The organism is Streptomyces sp. NPDC050509 (assembly GCF_044457965.1).
GTDB lineage: Bacteria > Actinomycetota > Actinomycetes > Streptomycetales > Streptomycetaceae > Streptomyces.
On the sequence record NZ_JBITHL010000006.1, the window covers coordinates 132,006 to 151,426 of the forward strand.

General features: G+C 71.3%; 15 protein-coding genes and 1 pseudogene. 2 read left to right on the forward strand and 14 right to left on the reverse strand.

Annotated elements, in window-relative coordinates; translation table 11 throughout:
• Positions 1 to 292: 292 nt before the first annotated feature.
• The 12 genes and pseudogenes from glmS to ACIBJC_RS18860 all read right to left on the reverse strand — a co-directional run bounded on the left by glmS (position 293) and on the right by ACIBJC_RS18860 (position 16,227).
• The gene (glmS, locus tag ACIBJC_RS18805; RefSeq protein ID WP_399293477.1) at positions 293 to 2,122 is read right to left on the reverse strand and encodes a glutamine--fructose-6-phosphate transaminase (isomerizing); all 1,830 of its coding nucleotides are present in this window, start codon (positions 2,120 to 2,122) and stop codon (positions 293 to 295) included.
• A gap of 65 nt (positions 2,123 to 2,187) precedes the next feature.
• Positions 2,188 to 2,463, reverse strand: coding sequence for a hypothetical protein (locus ACIBJC_RS18810; RefSeq protein ID WP_329826955.1), 276 nt, complete (start codon positions 2,461 to 2,463; stop codon positions 2,188 to 2,190).
• Positions 2,464 to 2,599: 136 nt separating this feature from the next.
• Entirely contained in the window at positions 2,600 to 3,514 is a 915-nt protein-coding gene (locus tag ACIBJC_RS18815; protein WP_399293481.1) for a DUF4429 domain-containing protein, read from the reverse strand.
• 106 nt (positions 3,515 to 3,620) lie between these two features.
• A complete protein-coding gene (locus ACIBJC_RS18820; protein WP_399293485.1) occupies positions 3,621 to 5,444 on the reverse strand; it encodes an IucA/IucC family protein in 1,824 nt (607 codons plus the stop codon).
• 125 nt (positions 5,445 to 5,569) lie between these two features.
• Positions 5,570 to 6,160, reverse strand: a pseudogene (locus ACIBJC_RS18825) (GNAT family N-acetyltransferase); the annotation flags it as partial.
• Entirely contained in the window at positions 6,157 to 7,452 is a 1,296-nt protein-coding gene (locus tag ACIBJC_RS18830; RefSeq protein WP_399293488.1) for a lysine N(6)-hydroxylase/L-ornithine N(5)-oxygenase family protein, read from the reverse strand. The gene ACIBJC_RS18830 and the pseudogene ACIBJC_RS18825, both read right to left, overlap by 4 nt.
• Positions 7,436 to 8,878, reverse strand: coding sequence for a pyridoxal phosphate-dependent decarboxylase family protein (locus tag ACIBJC_RS18835; protein WP_399293491.1), 1,443 nt, complete (start codon positions 8,876 to 8,878; stop codon positions 7,436 to 7,438). Before ACIBJC_RS18835 ends, ACIBJC_RS18830 begins: the two co-directional genes overlap by 17 nt.
• Positions 8,879 to 9,048: 170 nt before the next feature.
• Positions 9,049 to 9,981, reverse strand: coding sequence for a siderophore-interacting protein (locus tag ACIBJC_RS18840; protein WP_399293494.1), 933 nt, complete (start codon positions 9,979 to 9,981; stop codon positions 9,049 to 9,051).
• 242 nt (positions 9,982 to 10,223) lie between these two features.
• Positions 10,224 to 11,384: an acyl-CoA dehydrogenase family protein gene (locus ACIBJC_RS18845; protein ID WP_399293498.1), complete on the reverse strand. Its 1,161-nt coding sequence runs from the start codon at positions 11,382 to 11,384 to the stop codon at positions 10,224 to 10,226.
• 4 nt (positions 11,385 to 11,388) lie between these two features.
• On the reverse strand, positions 11,389 to 12,390 hold the full coding sequence (locus ACIBJC_RS18850; RefSeq protein ID WP_399293501.1) for a hydroxymethylglutaryl-CoA lyase: 1,002 nt from the start codon (positions 12,388 to 12,390) through the stop codon (positions 11,389 to 11,391).
• A complete protein-coding gene (locus ACIBJC_RS18855) occupies positions 12,387 to 14,495 on the reverse strand; it encodes a biotin carboxylase N-terminal domain-containing protein (protein WP_399293504.1) in 2,109 nt (702 codons plus the stop codon). The genes ACIBJC_RS18850 and ACIBJC_RS18855 overlap by 4 nt, the downstream gene beginning before the upstream one ends.
• 28 nt (positions 14,496 to 14,523) lie before the next feature.
• Positions 14,524 to 16,227, reverse strand: coding sequence for a carboxyl transferase domain-containing protein (locus tag ACIBJC_RS18860; protein WP_399293507.1), 1,704 nt, complete (start codon positions 16,225 to 16,227; stop codon positions 14,524 to 14,526).
• 140 nt (positions 16,228 to 16,367) lie between these two features.
• Between ACIBJC_RS18860 and ACIBJC_RS18865 the strand changes: the two genes are divergently transcribed.
• On the forward strand, positions 16,368 to 17,039 hold the full coding sequence (locus tag ACIBJC_RS18865) for a TetR/AcrR family transcriptional regulator (protein ID WP_399293510.1): 672 nt from the start codon (positions 16,368 to 16,370) through the stop codon (positions 17,037 to 17,039).
• Here ACIBJC_RS18865 and ACIBJC_RS18870 read toward each other — a convergent pair.
• On the reverse strand, positions 17,026 to 17,511 hold the full coding sequence (locus tag ACIBJC_RS18870; protein ID WP_399293512.1) for a peroxiredoxin: 486 nt from the start codon (positions 17,509 to 17,511) through the stop codon (positions 17,026 to 17,028). The genes ACIBJC_RS18865 and ACIBJC_RS18870 overlap by 14 nt on opposite strands.
• Before the next feature lie 170 nt (positions 17,512 to 17,681).
• On the opposite strand from ACIBJC_RS18870, the gene ACIBJC_RS18875 reads away from it, so the two are divergent.
• Positions 17,682 to 18,461, forward strand: a complete 780-nt coding sequence (locus tag ACIBJC_RS18875; protein WP_399293515.1) for a phosphatase — start codon at positions 17,682 to 17,684, stop codon at positions 18,459 to 18,461.
• Between the two features lie 54 nt (positions 18,462 to 18,515).
• Here ACIBJC_RS18875 and tesB read toward each other — a convergent pair whose 3' ends face one another.
• Positions 18,516 to 19,415 carry an acyl-CoA thioesterase II gene (gene tesB / locus ACIBJC_RS18880; RefSeq protein WP_399293518.1) on the reverse strand — a complete coding sequence of 300 codons (900 nt, stop codon included), beginning with the start codon at positions 19,413 to 19,415 and terminating at the stop codon, positions 18,516 to 18,518.
• Positions 19,416 to 19,421 lie beyond the last annotated feature (6 nt).

Here is a 19,421-nt window from a genome sequence, read left to right on the forward strand (position 1 = left end):
CGCTTCATTTCTCGGCCATCTTGCTCCCGGGCCCGCCCCGCTCGCCCGTGACGGCGCGCTGCCGGCCGGGGTGTGACGGCCACCGGCCAGGTCGGAGACCCGACCGTGGCAGCCGCGGGCCGGTGCCCGGGCAAGCACCGGCCCCTTCGGAGAGCGCCCTCGGTGTGACGGGTGGCACGCACCGGGGGCGCTCTCACCGCGACCGGACGGCTGCCGCGCGCCGGTGACCGGACGGCTGCCGCCCGACCGCGAAGGGACGGCTGCCGCGCGAACGCGACCGGCTTCTGTTCGACTACTCGACCGTGACCGACTTCGCGAGGTTACGGGGCTTGTCGATGTCCCGGCCCAGCGCCAGCGCCGTGTGGTACGCCAGCAACTGGAGCGGGATGCCCATCAGGATCGGGTCCAGCTCCGTCTCGTTCTTCGGCACGACGATGGTGTGGTCGGCCTTCTCCTGCTCCTGGTGCGCCACCGCCAGGATCGGGCCGCTGCGCGCCTTGATCTCCTCCAGCGCCGCCCGGTTCTTCTCCAGCAGCTCGTCGTCCGGGACGATCGCGACCGTCGGCAGCGCCGGCTCGATCAGCGCGAGCGGACCGTGCTTCAGCTCGGACGCCGGGTACGCCTCGGCGTGGATGTACGAGATCTCCTTCAGCTTCAGCGACGCCTCCAGCGCCACCGGGTAGCCCCGTACCCGCCCGATGAACATCATCGAGCTGGCACCCGCGTACTCCGCCGCCAGCTTCTCGATCTCGTTCTCCGTCGCCAGGATCTCCGCGATCTGCTCGGGCAGCCTGCGCAGCCCCGCGATGATCCGCTTGCCGTCCGCCACGGACAGGTCGCGGATCCGGCCCAGGTGCAGCGCCAGCAGCGCGAACGAGACCACGGTGTTGGTGAAGCACTTGGTGGAGACCACACAGACCTCGGGGCCCGCGTGCACGTACACCCCGCCGTCCGTCTCCCGGGCGATCGCGGAACCCACCACATTGACCACGCCCAGCACCCGGGCGCCCTTGCGCTTCAGCTCCTGCACCGCCGCCAGCACGTCGTACGTCTCACCGGACTGCGAGACCGCCACGTAGAGCGTGTCCGGGTCCACGACCGGGTTGCGGTAGCGGAACTCGGAGGCCGGCTCGGCGTCGGCGGGGATCCGGGCCAGCTCCTCGATGAGCTGCGCCCCGATCAGACCCGCGTGGTACGAGGTGCCGCAGCCGAGGATCTTGATCCGGCGCACCCCGCGCGCCTCACGGGCGTCCAGGTTCAGCCCGCCGAGGTGCACGGTGGAGAACCGGTCGTCGATCCGGCCGCGCAGCACGCGGTCCACGGCGTCGGCCTGCTCCGAGATCTCCTTGTGCATGTACGTGTCGTGGCCGCCCATGTCGTACGACTCGGCCTCCCACTCCACGGTGGTCGGCGTGGCCGAGGTGGACGACCCCTCGGTGGTGTACGTACGGAAGTCGTCGGCCTTGAGAGTGGCCATCTCGCCGTCGTCCAGGGTCACGACCTGGCGGGTGTGCGAGACCAGCGCCGCCACGTCGGAGGCGACGAACATCTCCTTCTCGCCGATGCCCAGCACCACGGGGGAGCCGTTGCGGGCGACGACGATACGGTCCGGGAAGTCCGCGTGCATGACGGCGATGCCGTACGTGCCCTCGACGAGCTGGAGCGCCTGGCGGACCTTCTCCTCCAGGGTGTCCGCCTGGGAGCGGGCGACGAGGTGGGTGACCACCTCGGTGTCGGTCTCGGAGAGGAAGACGACACCGTCCGCCGCCAGCTTCACGCGCAGCTCGGAGGCGTTGTCGATGATGCCGTTGTGGACGAGGGCGACCTTGCCCTCGGCGTCCATGTGCGGATGCGCGTTCTCGTCGCTCGGGGCGCCGTGCGTGGCCCACCGGGTGTGCGCGATACCGCTGGTGCCGGCGAAGCGCTTGGGGACCCGGGCCTCCAGCTCGCGGACGCGGCCCTTGGCCTTGACCATCTTCAGCGTGGCGGCCTTGCCCGCGGCCGGCTTGCCGGTGATGACGATGCCGGCGGAGTCGTATCCCCGGTACTCCAGTCGCTGCAGGCCCTCCAGCAGCAGTGGTGCCACGTCACGCTTGCCGATGTATCCGACGATTCCGCACATACGGTCTCTGCCCCTCCTGAAGTTCTCACGGTGTGTGCCCGGACCCGGTGGCCGGTGGGCCGGTGTCAGCCGTAGACGATGCGGCGCAGTTGCCGGAGCGACAGCTCCGGGGGCGCCACCGCGCGGTGCGGCAGTTCGGCGGCGATCCGTTCGAAGATCTCCGCGTTGGCGGCCCCGCCGGACTGCAGTTCCCGGTGGCGGCGCCGTACGAACTCCTCGGTCGTCTCGTCGAAGTACGCCAGGACGTCGAGCACCACACGGGCGGCCTCACCGCGCTGGAGCGCGGTGCTGCGCACCAGATGGTCGATGAGGTCGTCGTACGACGGGCGGCGTTCGAGCACTCGTCGATATTGCGGGCGCGCGAGGGTGTTTGCAAGATTCCTGCCCGGAATCGGGCAGGATCCGCTGAAAGTGAGAGCTGAATGAGGGAAGGACTCAGAGAGAGGCCGGGGGAGCGGGGGCGGTCCGGCCGTCTCCTCAGAGGCGTCCGAGGACGGCCTTCTTGGCGGTGGCGAACTCCTCGGCGGTGAGTATCCCCGACTGATGCAGCTCGCCCAGCTCCCGCAGCCGGCGCAGCAGGGCGTCATGATCATCGCCGCCGCCCCCGGCCGCGGTCGCCGGAGCGGGCGTGCTGTCGGGGGCCTCCACCGGCCCGGCGCCCGGAGCCTCCCCGATCGGGGACGCCGCCCGCGGGTGCGGCAGCCGGGCCACCACCGCGGCGCCCACCAGCGCCATCAGGGGGTCCTTCCGGAACCCGTACAGATCCACCGCGTGCGGGTCGTACTTCGGCGGGGTCGATGCCGCCGACGTGCCACCCGTCACCACGAAGCGGAGATAGCCGTTCTCCAGGCCGGCGCTCGCCAGCCACTCCACCGCCGCGACATCGTCGAGGGCGAGCGTCCGGGGCCCGCCGGAGGACTTGGACTCCTCGGTCTTCCAGTTCCACTCCAGCCGGATCCGCTCCCCGTCGAAGGAGACGGTCGCGTCGCCCGCGCCCACCGTGATCGGCAGGGCGGGGCCCGGCAGCAGATAGCGGTCGACGGGGCCGGGGTCCACCTGGTCGAGCAGGAGCGCGTTGCGCACCTCGTCCACCAGGTACTCCGCCACGCCGAAACGGTCCTTCTCGACGGTGAGCCGGTACGGCTCGGAAGCGTCGTCCAGCTTGCCGCCGGTGATCCGCAGCAGCGGATCGGCGCCGTCCCGCAGGCGCAGCCGCAGCCGCCCCGACTTGCGCCCCGCCTCGAAGGAGATCCCCGCCAGCGCCTCCAGGGGCACCGCGATCTCGCCGAGTGTCCTGCGGAACAGACTCACCCCCTTGTCCTTGCCGGGCACGATGCGGACCGTGTCCCCGTCGAAGGTCCAGGTGCCGTCCCTTTGGATGATTTCCGCCATGCGGGGATTCTTCCATCAGGCGTGGAGCGCGGGCGAGACGGGAACGGGCGCCGGGGCTCTGCCGAACCCCGGCGCCCGCGCGCGTCAACCCCTGTTCCCCCTGCGCCTATTGCGCGAACCGGGCCAGCGGGTTGGTCAGCGTGCCGATGAGCTGGAGCGCGCCCGCCGGGTCCGCGATGTCGACCATCTGCTCGTTGTTGCGGAGCTGGAGCCGGTTGAGGCAGGACAGCGCGAACTCCTCGTCGAACAGGTCGTACTGGCGGAATTTGTCGGCCAGTTGCGGCAGCGACTCCTGGTACCCCCGGACGCACTCCGCAACCGTACGCCAGAACGTGTCCTCGTCGGGCAGTGTGCCGTCCGAGACGAGGTCCGCGCTCAGGAAGCGGAGGAAGCAGTCGAAGACATCGGTGAAGATCGACAGGACCTTCATGTCCTCGGGCACGTCCGCGCGGATCCGCTCGACCGCGGGCGGCAGCACCGCGTCCGGGTCCATCACCGCGATCTCCTCGGCGATGTCCTTGAAGATCGCCCGCTGGACGACACCGTCCTCGATCACCAGGATGACGTTCTCGCCGTGCGGCATGAACACCAGGTCGTACGCGTAGAAGGAGTGCAGCACCGGCACCAGGTACGCGTCCAGGTAGCGGCGCAGCCAGTCGGCCGGCGCCAGCCCCGACGCGGCGATCAGCGCGCCGGCGAAGGACGAGCCCTCCCGGTCGGTGTGGAGGAGGGACGCCATCGTGGCGAGCCGCTCCCCGCCCCGGAGCGAGGGCACGGGGCTCTCGCGCCAGAGCGCGGCCAGCATTTTCAGGTACGGGGAGCCCTTGGCGGTGGCGGCCTCGTACTGCCGGTGGTGGTACCCGATCGCCGCCCGCTCGCGGATGATCGAGAAGCGGGCCGCGCGCAGGGTGTCGTCGCGCTCGATCAGACCGGCGAGCCAGTCGTTGATCGCGGGCGTGGCCTCCATGTACGCGGCGGAGAGGCCGCGCATGAAGCCCATGTTGAGGACGGACAGCGCGGTCTTGACGTAGTGCTTGGCCGGGTCGGTCGTGTTGAAGAAGGTACGGATCGACTGCTGGGCCAGATAGTCGTCGTCGCCCTCCCCGAGACAGACGAGATGGCGCTGGGCCAGCTCGGCGGCGAAGGTGACGGAGAGTTTGTTCCACCACTGCCAGGGGTGCACGGGGATCAGGAAGTAGCCGTCCGGGTCGAGCCCCTGGGCGTGCAGGATCCCGGCGAACCGCTCCATCGTCGCGGCGGACAACTCCTCGCGTATCAGGGAGGAGTAGTCGAGCCCGGCGCCCGCGGTGAAGGTGGCCCGGTCGCGGCGGGCGGCGAGCCAGACGAGCCGGATCGGGCTCGCGGCCTCGGGGGCGTACGCGCGGTACTCGTCCACGCCGAAGCCGAGCCGGCCGTTGTTGGCGACGAAGCAGGGGTGACCCTCGGTCATCCCCGTCTCGATCTCCTGGAATCCGGCGCCGGCCAGCTCCGCCGAGATGACCGGCTTCTTGGTGAGTTTGTACGCCGTGCCCGCGAGGGTGGAGGAGATCTCCTCCAGGTAGACGGGCAGGATCGCGGCGGAGAGCCCCAGCGTCTCGCGCAGCTCGATGAAGAAGTCGAGCGCGTCCAGCGGCAGTTCCGCGTCGCCGCGGTGGCGCTGTACGGAGTCGGCGGGTATCTGCCAGTGGTCGAGGGCGAACCGGCGCGCGGTGAAGCGGTACTCGGTCGCGTCGTCGTCGCTCCGTACCCGGTAGCGGTCCCCGCCGAGGGAATCGGGGGTCAGGATGCGCTCGTGGGAGAACTCCGCGAGGGCTTTGCGGATGAGCAGCCGGCCGGCCTGCTCCCAGAGCGCCGGGGTGAGATGGGCGACGCTGTCCGTGGTGTTCGCGGGTGCTTTGCCGGGGGCGGGGGAGACGGTCGGGCTGCTCATCGGGTGACTCCTTGTGCTGCTTGAGCGGTCTGCTCGGCCGGGGTGGCCTGCTCGGCCGGTGCGTCCTGCTCGGTCTGTACGGCCTGCTCGGTCTGTACGGCCTGCCCGGCCGGTGCGTCGTGCTCGGTCGCTGCGGCGAGCGCGGCGTGGAACATCTCGCGCGTGCAGATGCTCAGATAGGCGTCCTTCTCCGGCTTCTCGAGTTTTTTCTCGATCCGGAAGCCGACCGCCTCGTTGAGGGCGTGGACGGCGGCGTTGCGTACGTCGGGCTCGACGACCACGCGGCGTACGGACGGATCGTCGAAGAGCAGCGCCATCACCGTGGTGATCACGGCGCGTGTGAAGCCGTGCAGCCGCCGCGAGCCGTCGACCGGGGCGACCAGGAAGTGCATCCCGATGTCGCCGGTCTCGGCCTCGTACAGGCCCTTCAGCTCCACCTCGGCGGGGTTGTACCGCTCGATCAGGAAGGCGGGGACGCCGTTGTGCAGCCCGATGAACGCGTCGTGGTTCGAGGCGGCGGCGATGCCCAGGTACTCCCGCTCGACATCCGGCAGCGTGGCGCCCTGCATCAGCCAGAAGGCCGCTTTGGGGTGGGTGACCCAGCCGTGCAGCAGTTCGATGTCGGCGAACGGGTCGACGGCGCGTACCTCGAAGAGGCCCAGCCGCTCGTCCGTACGGGAGAACAGGATCTCCGGCTCCGGGGTGCGCTCGGTCATCGAAGGGTGCCTTCCGGTGCGGCGAACTCCTGGAACGCGATGGCCTTCTCGACCGGGTAGTACTCCCGCCCCAGCAGCTCACCGATGATGTACGCGTTGCGGTACGGGCCCATGCCCAGGTCGGGCGAGGTGATGCTGTGCGTGTGCACGGCGGCGTTCTGGAGGAAGATCCCGCGCCCGGTCGTGTCGATGCTGTAGTTGCGGGCGACGTCGTACCGGCCGTGCCCGTCCAGCCTGATCCGGTCCGCGACCGGCTCCAGGAAGGCGGGGGCGACGTACTTGTAGCCGGTGGCGAGGACCAGCCCCTGCGTGGCGAGGGAGAAGTCCTGCTCCTGCTCCTCCTGGCGCAGCCCGAGCGTGTACGTCCCGTGTTCGTACGACGCCGAGGTCAGCGCGGTGTTGGCCATCAGCCGGGTCCGGACCGGGCCCTTGAGGTTCTTCTGGTAGAGCAGGTCGAAGATCTCGTTGATGAGATCCGAGTCGATGCCCTTGAACAGCCCCTTCTGCCCCGACTCCAGCCGGTAGCGGGTGGCCTCCGGCAGCGCGTGGAAGTAGTCGATGTACTCCGGGGAGGTCATCTCCAGCGTCAGTTTGGTGTATTCGAGCGGGAAGAAGCGCGGCGACCGGGTGACCCAGTTGAGCTGGTAGCCGTGCGCGTCGATGTCGGAGAGCAGGTCGTAGTAGATCTCCGCGGCGCTCTGCCCGCTGCCGACGAGGGTGATGGACTCCTTCTTCTGGAGCTCCGCCTTCCCCTGGAGATAGCGGGAGTTGTGCAGGAAGTCACCGCCGAGCCCCTGGCAGGACTCCGGGACGTACGGCGGGGTCCCGGTGCCGAGCACCAGGCGCCGGGCGCGGTACGTCTCGTCCGCGGTGCGGACCACGTACAGCTCGCTCTCCTCCTCGTACGAGACGGAGGTCACCGTACGGTTGAAGCGCACGCCGGCGAGTTTGGCGGCGGCCCAGCGGCAGTAGTCGTTGTACTCGGTCCGCAGCGGATAGAAGTTCTCGCGGATGTAGAACGAGTACAGCCGCCCGGACTCCTTCAGGTAGTTGAGGAAGGAGTACGGCGAGGTCGGGTCGGCCAGGGTGACCAGGTCCGACAGGAACGGCGTCTGGAGGTGGGCGCCTTCGAGGAACATCCCCGAGTGCCATTCGAAGTCGGGTTTCGACTCCAGGAAGACTCCGTCGAGTTCGTCGATCGGCTCGGTCAGGCAGGCGAGTCCCAGGTTGAAGGGGCCGAGCCCGATGCCGACGAAGTCGTACGGCGCGCTGCGCTCAGGAAGCGTGGACAAGGTTCTCTCCCAGGTACTGCTCGGCGTGGCCGGAGATCAGATCGAGGACGGCGGCGATGTCGTGCACGGTGGTCTCGGGGTTGAGCAGGGTGAACTTCAGGTACTGACGCCCGCCCACGGTCGTCCCGGCGACCACGGCCTCGCCGGAGGCGAACAGTGCTTTACGGGCGTGGAGGTTGGCGCGGTCGATCTCGGTGGGGCTGGTGATGTGCTCGGGGATGTAGCGGAAGACGAGCGTGGAGAGCTGGGGCTCCACGACGACGTCGTAGCGCGGGTCGGCGGCGAGGAGCTGCCACCCCTCGGCGGCCAGGTCGCAGACCTCGTCGAAGAGTTCCCCGATGCCGTCGGCGCCCATGACGCGCAGGGTCATCCACAGTTTGAGGGCGTCGAAGCGGCGCGTGGTCTGGAGGGACTTGTCGACCTGGTTGGGGATGCGCTCCTCGACGGTCCTGCGCGGGTTCAGATAGTCCGCGTGGTACGTGGCGTGCCGCAGGGTGGCCCCGTCCCGTACCAGCACGGCCGACGAACTCACCGGCTGGAAGAAGGACTTGTGGTAGTCGACGGTGACGGAGTCGGCGTGCTCGATGCCGTCCAGGAGCGGGCGGCGGGTGAGGGAGGCCAGCAGTCCGCAGCCGTACGCCGCGTCGACGTGCATCCAGGTGTCGTACTGCTCGCAGAGCGCCGCGATCTCCGGCAGCGGGTCGATGGAGCCGAAGTCGGTGGTGCCCGCGGTCGCGACGACGGCCATCGGGGTCAGCCCCTCGGCGCGGCAGCGCTCCAGCTCGGCGGCGAGGGCCACGGTCTGCATGCGCTTGTCGCGGTCGCAGGGGATGGAGACCACGGCGTTCGGGCCGAGCCCGAGCAGGGTGGCCGACTTCTGCACGCTGAAGTGGCTGCACTCGGAGGCGAAGACGCGCAGTTTCGACAGCTCGTCCGCTTTGGCCTCCTCGCGGGCGAAGAGCAGCGCCTGGAGGTTGGACTGGGTGCCGCCGCTGGTGAAGACGCCGTCGGCACAGGCGCCGAGCCCGATGCGCCGCGTGGTCCAGTCGATGAGCCGGCGCTCGATCAGGGTTCCGCCGGCGCTCTGGTCCCAGGTGTCCAGGGAGGAGTTGACGGCGGAGAGCACGGCCTCGCCGAGGACGGCGGGTATGACGACCGGGCAGTTGAGGTGCGCGAGGTACCGCGGGTGGTGGAAGTAGACCGCGTCCCGCAGATAGACGCTCTCCAACTCGTCGAGCGCGGCCGAGGCATCTCCGAGCGGCTGGTCCAGGTCGACCGCGGAGACCACCGGGGCCAGTGCGTCGGGGGTGATGCCGCTGAACGGCTTTTTCGTTGTGGCGAGTTGGTTCGCCACCCGCTCGACTCCTTCGGTCACGGAGCGCCGATAGCGGTCCGCCGTCGCGCCATTGAGCAGGTGCGCACGCATGCTGGGGTCCTCCCGGATGTGGGGGTGCGGGGGTGAGGGGTGGGGCTCGATGAAGGCTTGGTTAGGTTAGCCTAACCTAACTTCATCTTTCAATCTCGCATCGGAGTCGCCCCGTTACGCAGGTGGCAGGGCGGAGGGCATGCCTGTGGTGCTGAAGGCCGTATACGGGGCTACGCGGCCCGCGCCGCCTCCTCGGTCCTCTCCCGGACCGTTGCCCCGGCGGTTTCCCTGGCGCTCTCCCTGACGGTCTCTCCGGCAGCCTTCCTGGCCGACTCGGTCGCCGCCTCGCGCAGTTGCTCCTCGCTCAGACCGAGCCGCCAGTAGCCGACGAAGGTCACCCGGCGCCGGTCGACACCCCGCTCGTGCACGAGATGGCGGCGCAGCGCCTTGACCGTGCCCGACTCCCCGGCGATCCACGCGTACGGGGAGCTCCCGCGCTGCTCGAAGGCGCGGACGGCCTCCAGTGCGGACGGCGCGCCCTCGTCCCGCACCAGCCAGGTGATCCTGGCGTCGGCGGCGGTGGTCAGCGGCTGCCGGTCGGCGGCGTGCGGCACGTCGATCCAGACGTCGGCCTTCAGGCCGGCGGGCAGCCACTCCAGGATCGCCGACGCGGCGGGCAGCGCCGTCTCGTCGGCCCAGATCAGTACGGAGTCGGCGTCGGCCGGCGGTCGGAACCGTACCGCCGTGTTGTCCGCCACGGCCGGCCCCAGCACCAGCACCCGGTCACCGGGCGACGCCCGGCCCGCCCAGCGGCACGCGGGGCCGCCGTCGGGGTGCAGCGCGAAGTCGATGTCGACCTCGTCCGGGTCACGGCGCTGCTCCCGCAGGGTGTACGAGCGCATCACGGCCCGTACGTCGTCGGGCAGCGCCCGCCAGGCGCTCCACCAGCCCTCGCCCTCCTCGACCGGCACGACGGGCGCGTCCTGGCCCGGGTGCGGGAGGAAGAGCGACAGGCTCTGATCGCGGCCCCCGGCGGCGAAATCGACGAGATCGTCGCCGCTTCGGCCCCCGAAGGTGACGCGGACCAGGGACGGGCTGAGGCGCCGCGTCCGTACGACCTGGAGGGAGAAGAAACGGAACGGGGCTGTCTCAGCCGTCTTCATGGGGGTTAGCCGACCTTCCTCGCGGTTTCGGTTGCCTGGGCCGGACCGGAGTCTGTGGGCATGACGTTTCCATCCCTGGGTGGTGGGAACGGCCTGTCACGGCCGGATTGCTCATCCGAAGGTAGGTTAGCCTAACCTCACTGAGTATCCCAGGGTGCGTCCGGCACTCGGACGCGGAAAAGCAGGGGCAGGTCGGCCGGCCCCCGCCGAGCGGCGTGACCGGCGGTCGGGGAAGGCCCGTATCAGTCCGGCAGGCCCAGTTCCCGCGCGATGAGCATCCGCTGGACCTCGCTGGTGCCCTCGCCGATCTCCAGGATCTTGGAGTCGCGCCACATCCGGGCCACCGGATACTCGTTCATGAAGCCGTAACCGCCGTGGATCTGGGTGGCGTCACGGGCGTTGTCCACGGCGACCGTCGAGGAGTACAGCTTCGCGATCGCCGCCTCCTTCTTGAACGGCTCCCCGTGCGTCAGCCGCGAGGCCGCGTCCCGCCAGCCGATGCGCGCCATGTGCGCCCGCGTCTCCATGTCCGCGATCTTGAACTGGATCGCCTGGTTGGCGCCGATCGGCCGGCCGAAGGCGTGCCGCTCCCGGGCGTACCTGACCGACTCGTCCACACACCCCTGGGCGAGTCCCGTCGCCAGCGCGGAGATCGCGATCCTGCCCTCGTCCAGGATCCGCAGGAACTGGGCGTATCCACGGCCCTCCTCGCCGAGCAGGTTCGCCAGCGGGACCCGTACGTCGGAGAAGGACAGCTCGCGGGTGTCCGACGCGTTCCACCCGACCTTGGAGTACGGGGCGGCGACCGTGAAGCCGGGGGTGCCGGACGGGACGATGATCGCGGAGATCTCCGGACGCCCGTCCTCCTTGCGGCCGGTGACGGCGGTGACGGTCACCAGGCCCGTGATGTCCGTCCCCGAGTTGGTGATGAAGCATTTGGTGCCGTTGATCACCCAGGTGTCGCCGTCGCGCACGGCCGTGGTGCGCGTACCGCCCGCGTCGGAACCGCAGTCGGGCTCGGTCAGCCCGAACGCGCCCAGCAGCTCGCCCGAGCAGAGCCGGGGCAGCCACGCGAGCTTCTGCTCCTCCGTGCCGAACCGGTACACGGGCATGGCGCCCAGCGAGACCCCGGCCTCCAGGGTGATCGCCACGGACGAGTCGACGCGCGCCAGCTCCTCCAGGGCGATCCCGAGCGCGAGATAGTCGCCGCCCATGCCGCCGTACTCCTCCGGGAACGGCAGCCCGAACAGCCCCATCCGCCCCATCTCGCGGACGATCTCGTACGGGAACTCGTGCCGCTCGTAGAAGTCGCCGATCTTGGGCGCGACCACTTCGCGGGCGAACTCCTCGACGGTGCGGCGCAGTTGTTCGTGCTCGACGGAGAGGCGGTGGTCCAGGGACATCGGGTCACTCCTTGGGAGGCTGGGCCATGGGGGGCCGGGACGCGGGGGCCTGGGCCGGGGCGGACGCCGTCCGGCCCGACAGCGCGCGGACGGTACGGGACGGGCTGGGGCGGCCCAGCTCCCCGGCCAGCCAGATGCTGGTGTCCGCGAGCCGGCCGAGATCGACGCCGGTCTCCACCCCGAGGCCGTCGAGCATCCACACCAGGTCCTCGGTGGCGAGATTCCCGGTGGCGCTCTTCGCGAAGGGGCAGCCGCCCAGCCCGCCGGCCGACGCGTCCACCGTCGTCACGCCGTGCTGGAGCGCGGCCAGGGTGTTGGCGAGCGCCTGGCCGTAGGTGTCGTGGAAGTGCACGCCGAGGGCGCTGGTCGCCACGCCCTCCTCGTTCAACTCGGCCAGCAGCGCCTGGACATGGCCGGGGGTGGCGACCCCGATGGTGTCGCCGAGGCTCAGCTCGTCGCACCCCAGGTCCATGAGCGCCTTGGCGACGGTGACGACCTGGTGGACCGGGACGGGGCCCTCCCACGGATCGCCGAAGCACATGGAGAGGTAGCCGCGGACGTGCATCCGCTCGTCACGGGCGCGGGCGACGACCGGCGCGAACATGGCGAGCGATTCGTCCACGGTCCGGTTGAGGTTGGCCTTGGCGAAGGACTCGGTGGCGCTGGCGAACACGGCGACCCGGCGGGCCCCCAGCGCCAGCGCGCGGTCCAGACCGCGCCCGTTCGGCACGAGGACCGGCAGCGCCACCTCGCCCTGGAGATCCGCCACCAGAGGGAAGAGCGCCTCGGCGTCGGCCAGTTGGGGGACCCACTTGGGGTGGACGAAGCTGGTGGCCTCGACGGTGGTCAGCCCGGCGTGCGCGAGCCGGTGGATGAACTCGGCCTTCACCTCGGTCGGTACGACCGCCTTCTCGTTCTGGAGCCCGTCCCGCGCCCCCACCTCGTGGATACGGACCCGGGGCGGCAGCCCCTGCGCGGGAACGGCCATGGGCAGCCCGTCGGTCATGACTCCTCCTGTGCGCCGGACTGTGTGCCGGACCGTGTGGCGGACGGCGCGGGTACGGCGGGTACGTGGGGTACGGCGGGTACGGGGGTGGCGTCGCCCGGTTCGGGGACCGGCTCCCGGGGCGGCCGTGTCGCGGGCGGTTCGGCCGGGGTGACCACGGCCAGTACCTGGTCCATGGCGACCGTGGAGCCGGGCGTGACATCCAGCTCGGCGACCGTGCCGTCGTGCGGGGCGGAGATGACGTGCTCCATCTTCATCGCCTCCACGACCAGCAGACTCTGCCCCGCCACGACCGCGTCCCCGACGCCCACCTTCACGACGGTGACCGTCCCCGGCATGGGCGCGGTCAGCGCGTCCACGCCGCCGCCCGCCCCGGCGCCGCGCAGCGCCGCCTCCACCGGGTCGAAGTCCTGTACGTGCCAGCTCTCGCCGTCCCTGCCGAGCCACCGCCCCGCCCGGTGGAAGGTGTGGGTCACACCGTCCAGGGTGACGGTGACAAGACCGGGCTCCACCCGGAACCCGTCCGAGGGCGAGATCTCCTGAGTGACGGGTTCCTGTCCCGCGATACGCAGCGTGTGCCGTACGGGGGCGGGCGCACCGCCCAGCCGCCAGCCGCTCGGCACGGAGAAGGGATCCACCCACCCCGTGGCGGCTCCCGATCCCGCCGCCCCCGGCTCCAGCTCCGCCTGGCGGACGGCCGCCGCTGCCGCGTACACCTCCGGCGGTACCCCGTCGGGCACCAGGCCGGCCATCTCGCGCTCCACCAGCCCCGTGTCCAGCTCGCCCGCGACCACCGACGGATGGGCCAGCAGCCGGCGCAGGAACCCGGCGTTCGTCGGGACGCCGAGCGTGACCGTGTCCGCGAGGGCCGCCCGCAGGGTGCGCAGCGCGGTGGCGCGGTCCGGGCCGTGGGCGACGACCTTCGACAGCATCGGGTCGTACGTACTGCCGACCTCCGTGCCGACCGCCAGGCCGGAGTCCGTCCGTACGCCGCCGCCCTGCGGCTCGTGCAGCGCCAGCACCGTGCCCCCGGAGGGCAGGAAGCCCCGGCTGCCCTCCTTCACGGAGACCGTCTCCGCGTAGATCCGGGCCTCCACCGCGTGTCCGGTGAAGGTGATGTCGTCCTGGGTGAGGGGAAGTTCCTCCCCGGCGGCCACCCGGAGCTGCCACTCCACCAGGTCGAGGCCGGTGATCAGCTCCGTGACCGGATGCTCGACCTGGAGGCGGGTGTTCATCTCCATGAAGAAGTACGACGCGGGGTCGTCGCCCGGGACGATGAACTCGACCGTCCCCGCCCCCGCGTAGCCGCACGAGCGCGCCGCCCGCACCGCCGCCTCGCCCATCGCCGCCCGCGTCGCCCCGTCCAGCAGGACGGACGGCGCCTCCTCCACGACCTTCTGGTGGCGCCGCTGGAGCGAGCACTCGCGCTCGCCCAGATGGACCACGTTCCCGTACGTGTCGCCGAGGACCTGGATCTCGATATGGCGCGGCCGGTCCACCCACCGCTCCAGCAGCAGCGTGTCGTCCCCGAAGGAGGAGCGCGCCTCGCGCCGCGCCGCCGCGATCTCCTCCGCGAGCACCGCCTCCGCGCGCACCAGCCGCATGCCCTTGCCGCCGCCGCCCGCCGACGGCTTCAGCAGCACGGGCATCCCGATCCGGGCCGCCGCCTCGGTCAGTTGGGCGTCCGTCAGCCCGCTGCCCGAGGAGCCGGGCACCACCGGGACGCCCGCCGCCCGTACGGTCTCCTTCGCGCGGATCTTGTCGCCCATCAGCTCGATCGCGGCGGCGGGCGGCCCGATGAAGACCAGCCCCGCGTCCGCGCAGGCCCGCGCGAACGCCGCGTTCTCCGAGAGGAAGCCGTACCCCGGGTGGACCGCCTCCGCGCCCGTACGCGCCGCCGCTTCGAGCAGCCGGTCGGCGCGGAGATAGCTCTCCGACGCCGCCGCCGGGCCGATCCGTACCGCCGTGTCCGCCTCGCGCACATGGCGGGCGTCCGCGTCCGCGTCGCTGAAGACCGCGACCGAGCGCACGCCGAGGGCGCGCAGCGTACGGATCACGCGGACCGCGATCTCGCCGCGATTGGCCACGAGGACCGTGTCGAACATTCCCGCTCCCACCCTCACCATCGCCCTCTCACATCCGGAAGACGCCGAAGCCCGCTGCGCCCAGCGGGGCGTTGGCACACGCGGTCAGGGCGAGACCCACGACCTGGCGGGTCTCCAGCGGGTCGATCACGCCGTCGTCCCAGAGGCGCGCCGTCGCGTAGTAGGCGTTGCCCTGGGTCTCGTACTGCGCGCGGATCGGGTCCTTGAACGCCTCCTCGTCCTCGGCGCCCCACTCCTCGCCGCGCGCCTCGATCTGGTCCCGCTTCACCGTCGCGAGGACGGAGGCGGCCTGCTCGCCGCCCATCACGGAGATCTTGGCGTTGGGCCACATCCACAGGAAGCGGGGGGAGTAGGCCCGGCCGCACATCGAGTAGTTGCCCGCCCCGTACGAGCCGCCGACCACGACCGTCAGCTTCGGGACCCGCGCGCAGGCCACCGCCGTCACCATCTTCGCGCCGTGCTTGGCGATGCCGCCCGCCTCGTAGTCCCGGCCGACCATGAAGCCCGAGATGTTCTGGAGGAAGAGCAGCGGGATGCCGCGCTGGTCGCACAGTTCGATGAAGTGGGCGCCCTTCTGGGCGGACTCGGAGAACAGGATGCCGTTGTTGGCGACGATCCCGACCGGGTGGCCGTGGATGTGCGCGAAGCCCGTCACCAGCGTCGTACCGAACTCGGCCTTGAACTCGGCGAACCGCGAGCCGTCCACCACCCGCGCGATCACCTCCCGCACGTCGTAGGGCGTACGGGAGTCCACCGGCACCGCGCCGTACAGCCCGGCCGGGTCCACCGCGGGCTCCTCGACCGGCTCCACCGACCAGGGGAGCGCCCCGCGCGCGGGCAGCGTCGAGACGATGGTGCGCACGATCCGCAGCGCGTGCGCGTCGTCCTCCGCGAGATGGTCGGTCACCCCGGACGTACGGGAGTGGACCTCGCCGCCGCCCAGCTCCTCGGCCGTGACCACCTCGCCCGTCGCCGCCTTCACCAGCGGCGGGCCGCCCAGGAAGATCGTGCCCTGCCCGCGCACGATCACCGCCTCGTCGCTCATCGCCGGGACATACGCCCCGCCCGCCGTGCAGGAGCCGAGGACGGCGGCGATCTGCGGGATGCCGGCGCCCGACATCCTGGCCTGGTTGTAGAAGATCCGCCCGAAGTGCTCCCGGTCGGGGAAGACCTCGTCCTGGAGCGGGAGGAAGGCGCCGCCCGAGTCGACGAGATAGAGGCACGGCAGCCGGTTCTCCAGGGCCACCTCCTGGGCGCGCAGATGCTTCTTCACCGTCATGGGGTAGTACGTGCCGCCCTTGACCGTCGCGTCATTGGCGACGATCACCACCTCACGGCCGCTGACCCGGCCGATCCCGGCGATCACCCCGGCGGCCGGGGCCGCCCCTCCGTACATCCCCTCGGCCGCGAGCGGCGCCAGCTCCAGGAAGGGCGAGCCGGGGTCGAGGAGCGTGTCCACCCGCTCGCGCGGCAGCAGCTTCCCGCGCGCGGTGTGCCGGGCGCGGGCCTTCTCGCCGCCGCCCAGACGCGCCGCGCCGAGCCGGGCGCGCAGGGCGTCGGCCAGCGCGCCGTGCGCCACCTCGTTGGCCTTCCAGGCCGCGGACGCCGGGTCGGCGGAGCTGGTCAGTACGGGGGCCCGCTGCGCCGCCGGCCGCACGGCTTCCTGTACCGCCGTGGCACCCGCCGTCTGCCCGTTCACCTGCTCGTTCACCTGCCTGGTCGGCTGCTGCATCGCTGGTGGCTCCCTTGCTCCGGCCCTGCTCCGGCCCCCGTGTGTCCCACCCGCAAGGGTTTCTGCCCAGACGTTAGTGAGCGTTAACCTCGCTCGTTCAGGTTAACGATCGCTAACGACCCTGTCTAGAATGATTTCTCATGAGCACCCGGACCGCCGCCCCGACCCGCCGCGAACAGATCCTCAAGCAGGCCGCGCGCCTCTTCGCCGAGCGTGGCTTCCACGGCGTGGGCGTCGACGAGATAGGGGCGGCGGTCGGGATCAGCGGGCCGGGCCTGTACCGCCATTTCGCGGGCAAGGACGCGATGCTCGCCGAGCTGCTGGTCGGCATCAGCGGCCGACTGCTGGACGGCGGCAGGCTGCGGGTCCGCGAGGCGAACGGGGCGGAGGCGGGGGAGGGCCAGGACCCGGCCGCGCTGCTGTCCTCGCTGATCGACGGGCACATCGACTTCGCGCTGGACGACCGTCCGCTGATCACCCTCCACGACCGCGAGCTGGACCGGCTCAGGGACAGCGACCGCAAGCTGGTGCGTCAGCTCCAGCGGCAGTACGTGGAGCTGTGGGTCACGGTCGTGAGGGAGCTGTACCCGCGCGTCCCGGAGGCGCAGGCGCGCGGCGCCGTGCACGCCGTCTTCGGGCTGCTCAACTCGACACCGCACCTCGGCTCGTACGGCGGCAGCCTGCCGGGCCGGGCCAAGACGGAGGCGCTGCTGCGCCGTCTGGCCCACGGCGCCTTCGCCGCGCTGGGCGACGAGGGCGCCGCGGACGGCGAAGGCGCCGGGGACCCGGTGCTGCGGTTCAGGCGGCCTTGAGTCCCGACAGCTCCCTGGCCAGGGTCTCCACGGGCTGGAAGGTCACCCCGAGCAGCGCGACATGCTTCCAGTGCAGCGAGCCGTCCGGCGCGACGAGGAACACCGAGCGGCGCACCCCGATGCCGGGCGCGGCCACCCCGAACGCCTTCGCGACCGACCGGTCGGTGTCGGCGAGCAGCGGAATCCGCAGGTCGTGCTTGCGCGCGAAGGCCTCATGGCTGTCGACGTCCTGCGGGCTGATGCCCCAGACCTCGGCCCCCAGGTCCGTGAAGGTCTCCAGGCCGCTGGAGTACGAGCAGAGCTGCTTGGTGCAGACGGTGGTGTCGTCCCCGGGGTAGAAGGCGATGACCAGCGGATGCCCCTGCCGTTCTTCGAGCCGGTACTCCCGTCGTACGAAGGTGTCGCCGTCGAACACGCCGCCCGGCAGGGCGAACGGCTCCAGGGGACGGCCGAGATCGGGTGAAGCTGCCACAGGACACTCCCGGTTGAGGTGGGACGGACGTCGGACGTACGGACGTACGGACAGTGGACCACTGCGCGCGGCCCGTACGGCACCGGGGTCCCGCCCGACCACCCGGGGAAGTTCGTCCCGGGGGGCGGGACACCCGGCGCGCCGCGCGGGCCTGACGGCACAATGGGCACATGCCGATACCCAGCCGCCCCGCCCTCGTCGACCATCTCGTCCGTACGCGCATCGCGGGCAACGTCGCCACGCCCCGCGACAACAACCTCAGCCACTACCGCAAGCTCGCCAACGGCGACCGCCACTACTGGCTGGGCCTGGAGCTGGGCGACCGCTGGACCGACGAGCAGGACGTGCTCGCCGTGATGGCCGAACGCTGCGGTGTGAGCGACGACCCGGAGCACCGCGTCGGCCAGGACACCATCGACCCCGAGCTGACCGTGGACGGCCTGGAGCGGATGGCCGCGCGGCTGCGCAAGGCCGCCGACGCCCAGGAGCGCGTCCTCTTCGCGACCGGCCACCCGGGCGGGCTGCTGGACGTGCACCGGCAGACCGCCGACGCCCTGCGGGCCGCGGGCTGCGAGATCGTGACGATCCCCGCCGGGCTCACGGCGGACGAGGGCATGGTCTTCCAGTTCGCCGACGTCGCGGTGCTGGAGCGCGGCGCGACCCTGTGGCACACGCACTCGCCGGAGCCGATGCGGGCGATCCTGGACGGTCTGGAGCGCGACGGCAGACCGCAGCCGGACCTGGTGGTCGCGGACCACGGCTGGGCCGGGTGCGCGGGGCAGCGCGGCCTCGACTCGATGGGGTACGCGGACTGCAACGACCCCGCGCTCTTCCTCGGCGAGGCGGAGGGCACGCTCAGCGTGACGATCCCGCTGGACGACCATGTCACGGACCCGCGCTTCTACGACCCGATGACGGCGTACCTGCTCAACGCGGCGGGGCTGCTCTGACGGCAGCGGCTGCTCCGACCCACCGTTCCGGGGGACAGGGGAGGGACGGCCGGCTCAGTCGCGCGGTACGCGGATCAGGCCCTCCTGGATCACCGAGATCGCCAGCCTGCCGTCCCGGGTGAAGATCCGCGCCTGCCCCAGCCCGCGCCCGCCCGACGACGACGGGGACTGCTGGTCGTACAGCAGCCACTCGTCCGCCCGGAACGGCCGGTGGAACCACATCGCGTGGTCCAGACTCGCCCCCACCACGTCACCGACCGTCCAGCCGCCCCGCCCGTGGGCCAGCAGCACCGAGTCGAGCAGCGTCATGTCGGAGACGTAGGTCGCCAGACAGACGTGCAGCAGGGGATCGTCGGCCAGTTTTCCCGCCGTACGGAACCACACCTGGGAGCGCGGCTCGCGCGGCTTCCCCACGCCGGCGTACGGCGGCGCGTCCACATAGCGCAGATCGACCGCCGCGCGCGCCTCCAGCAGCCGGTCCACCACCCCCGGGTCGACGAACCGTTCGGCGTACCGGGGCAGCAGCTCCGCCCCGGTCGGCAGCGTCTCCGGATCCGGCGCCTCCGGCATCTCCGTCTGGTGCTCCAGGCCCTCCTCGTACGTCTGGAAGGAGGCGGAGAGATGGAAGATCGGCCGGCCGTGCTGGACGGCCACGACCCGCCGCGTGGTGAAGGAGCGCCCGTCCCTGATCCGGTCGACGGTGTAGACGATCGGGGCGCCGGGATCGCCCGGCCGCAGGAAGTACGCGTGCAGGGAGTGGGCCGTACGGTCGGCGGGGACCGTACGGCCCGCGGCCACCAGCGCCTGGGCGGCGACCTGCCCGCCGAAGACGCGCGGGACGACCGCGGACGCGGAGGAGCTCCGCCCGCGGAAGATGTCCCGCTCGATCCGCTCCAGGTCGAGCAGACCGAGCAGGGTGCCGAGGGCGTCGGCGGTGTCCGGGGCGTCGTTCATCGGTGC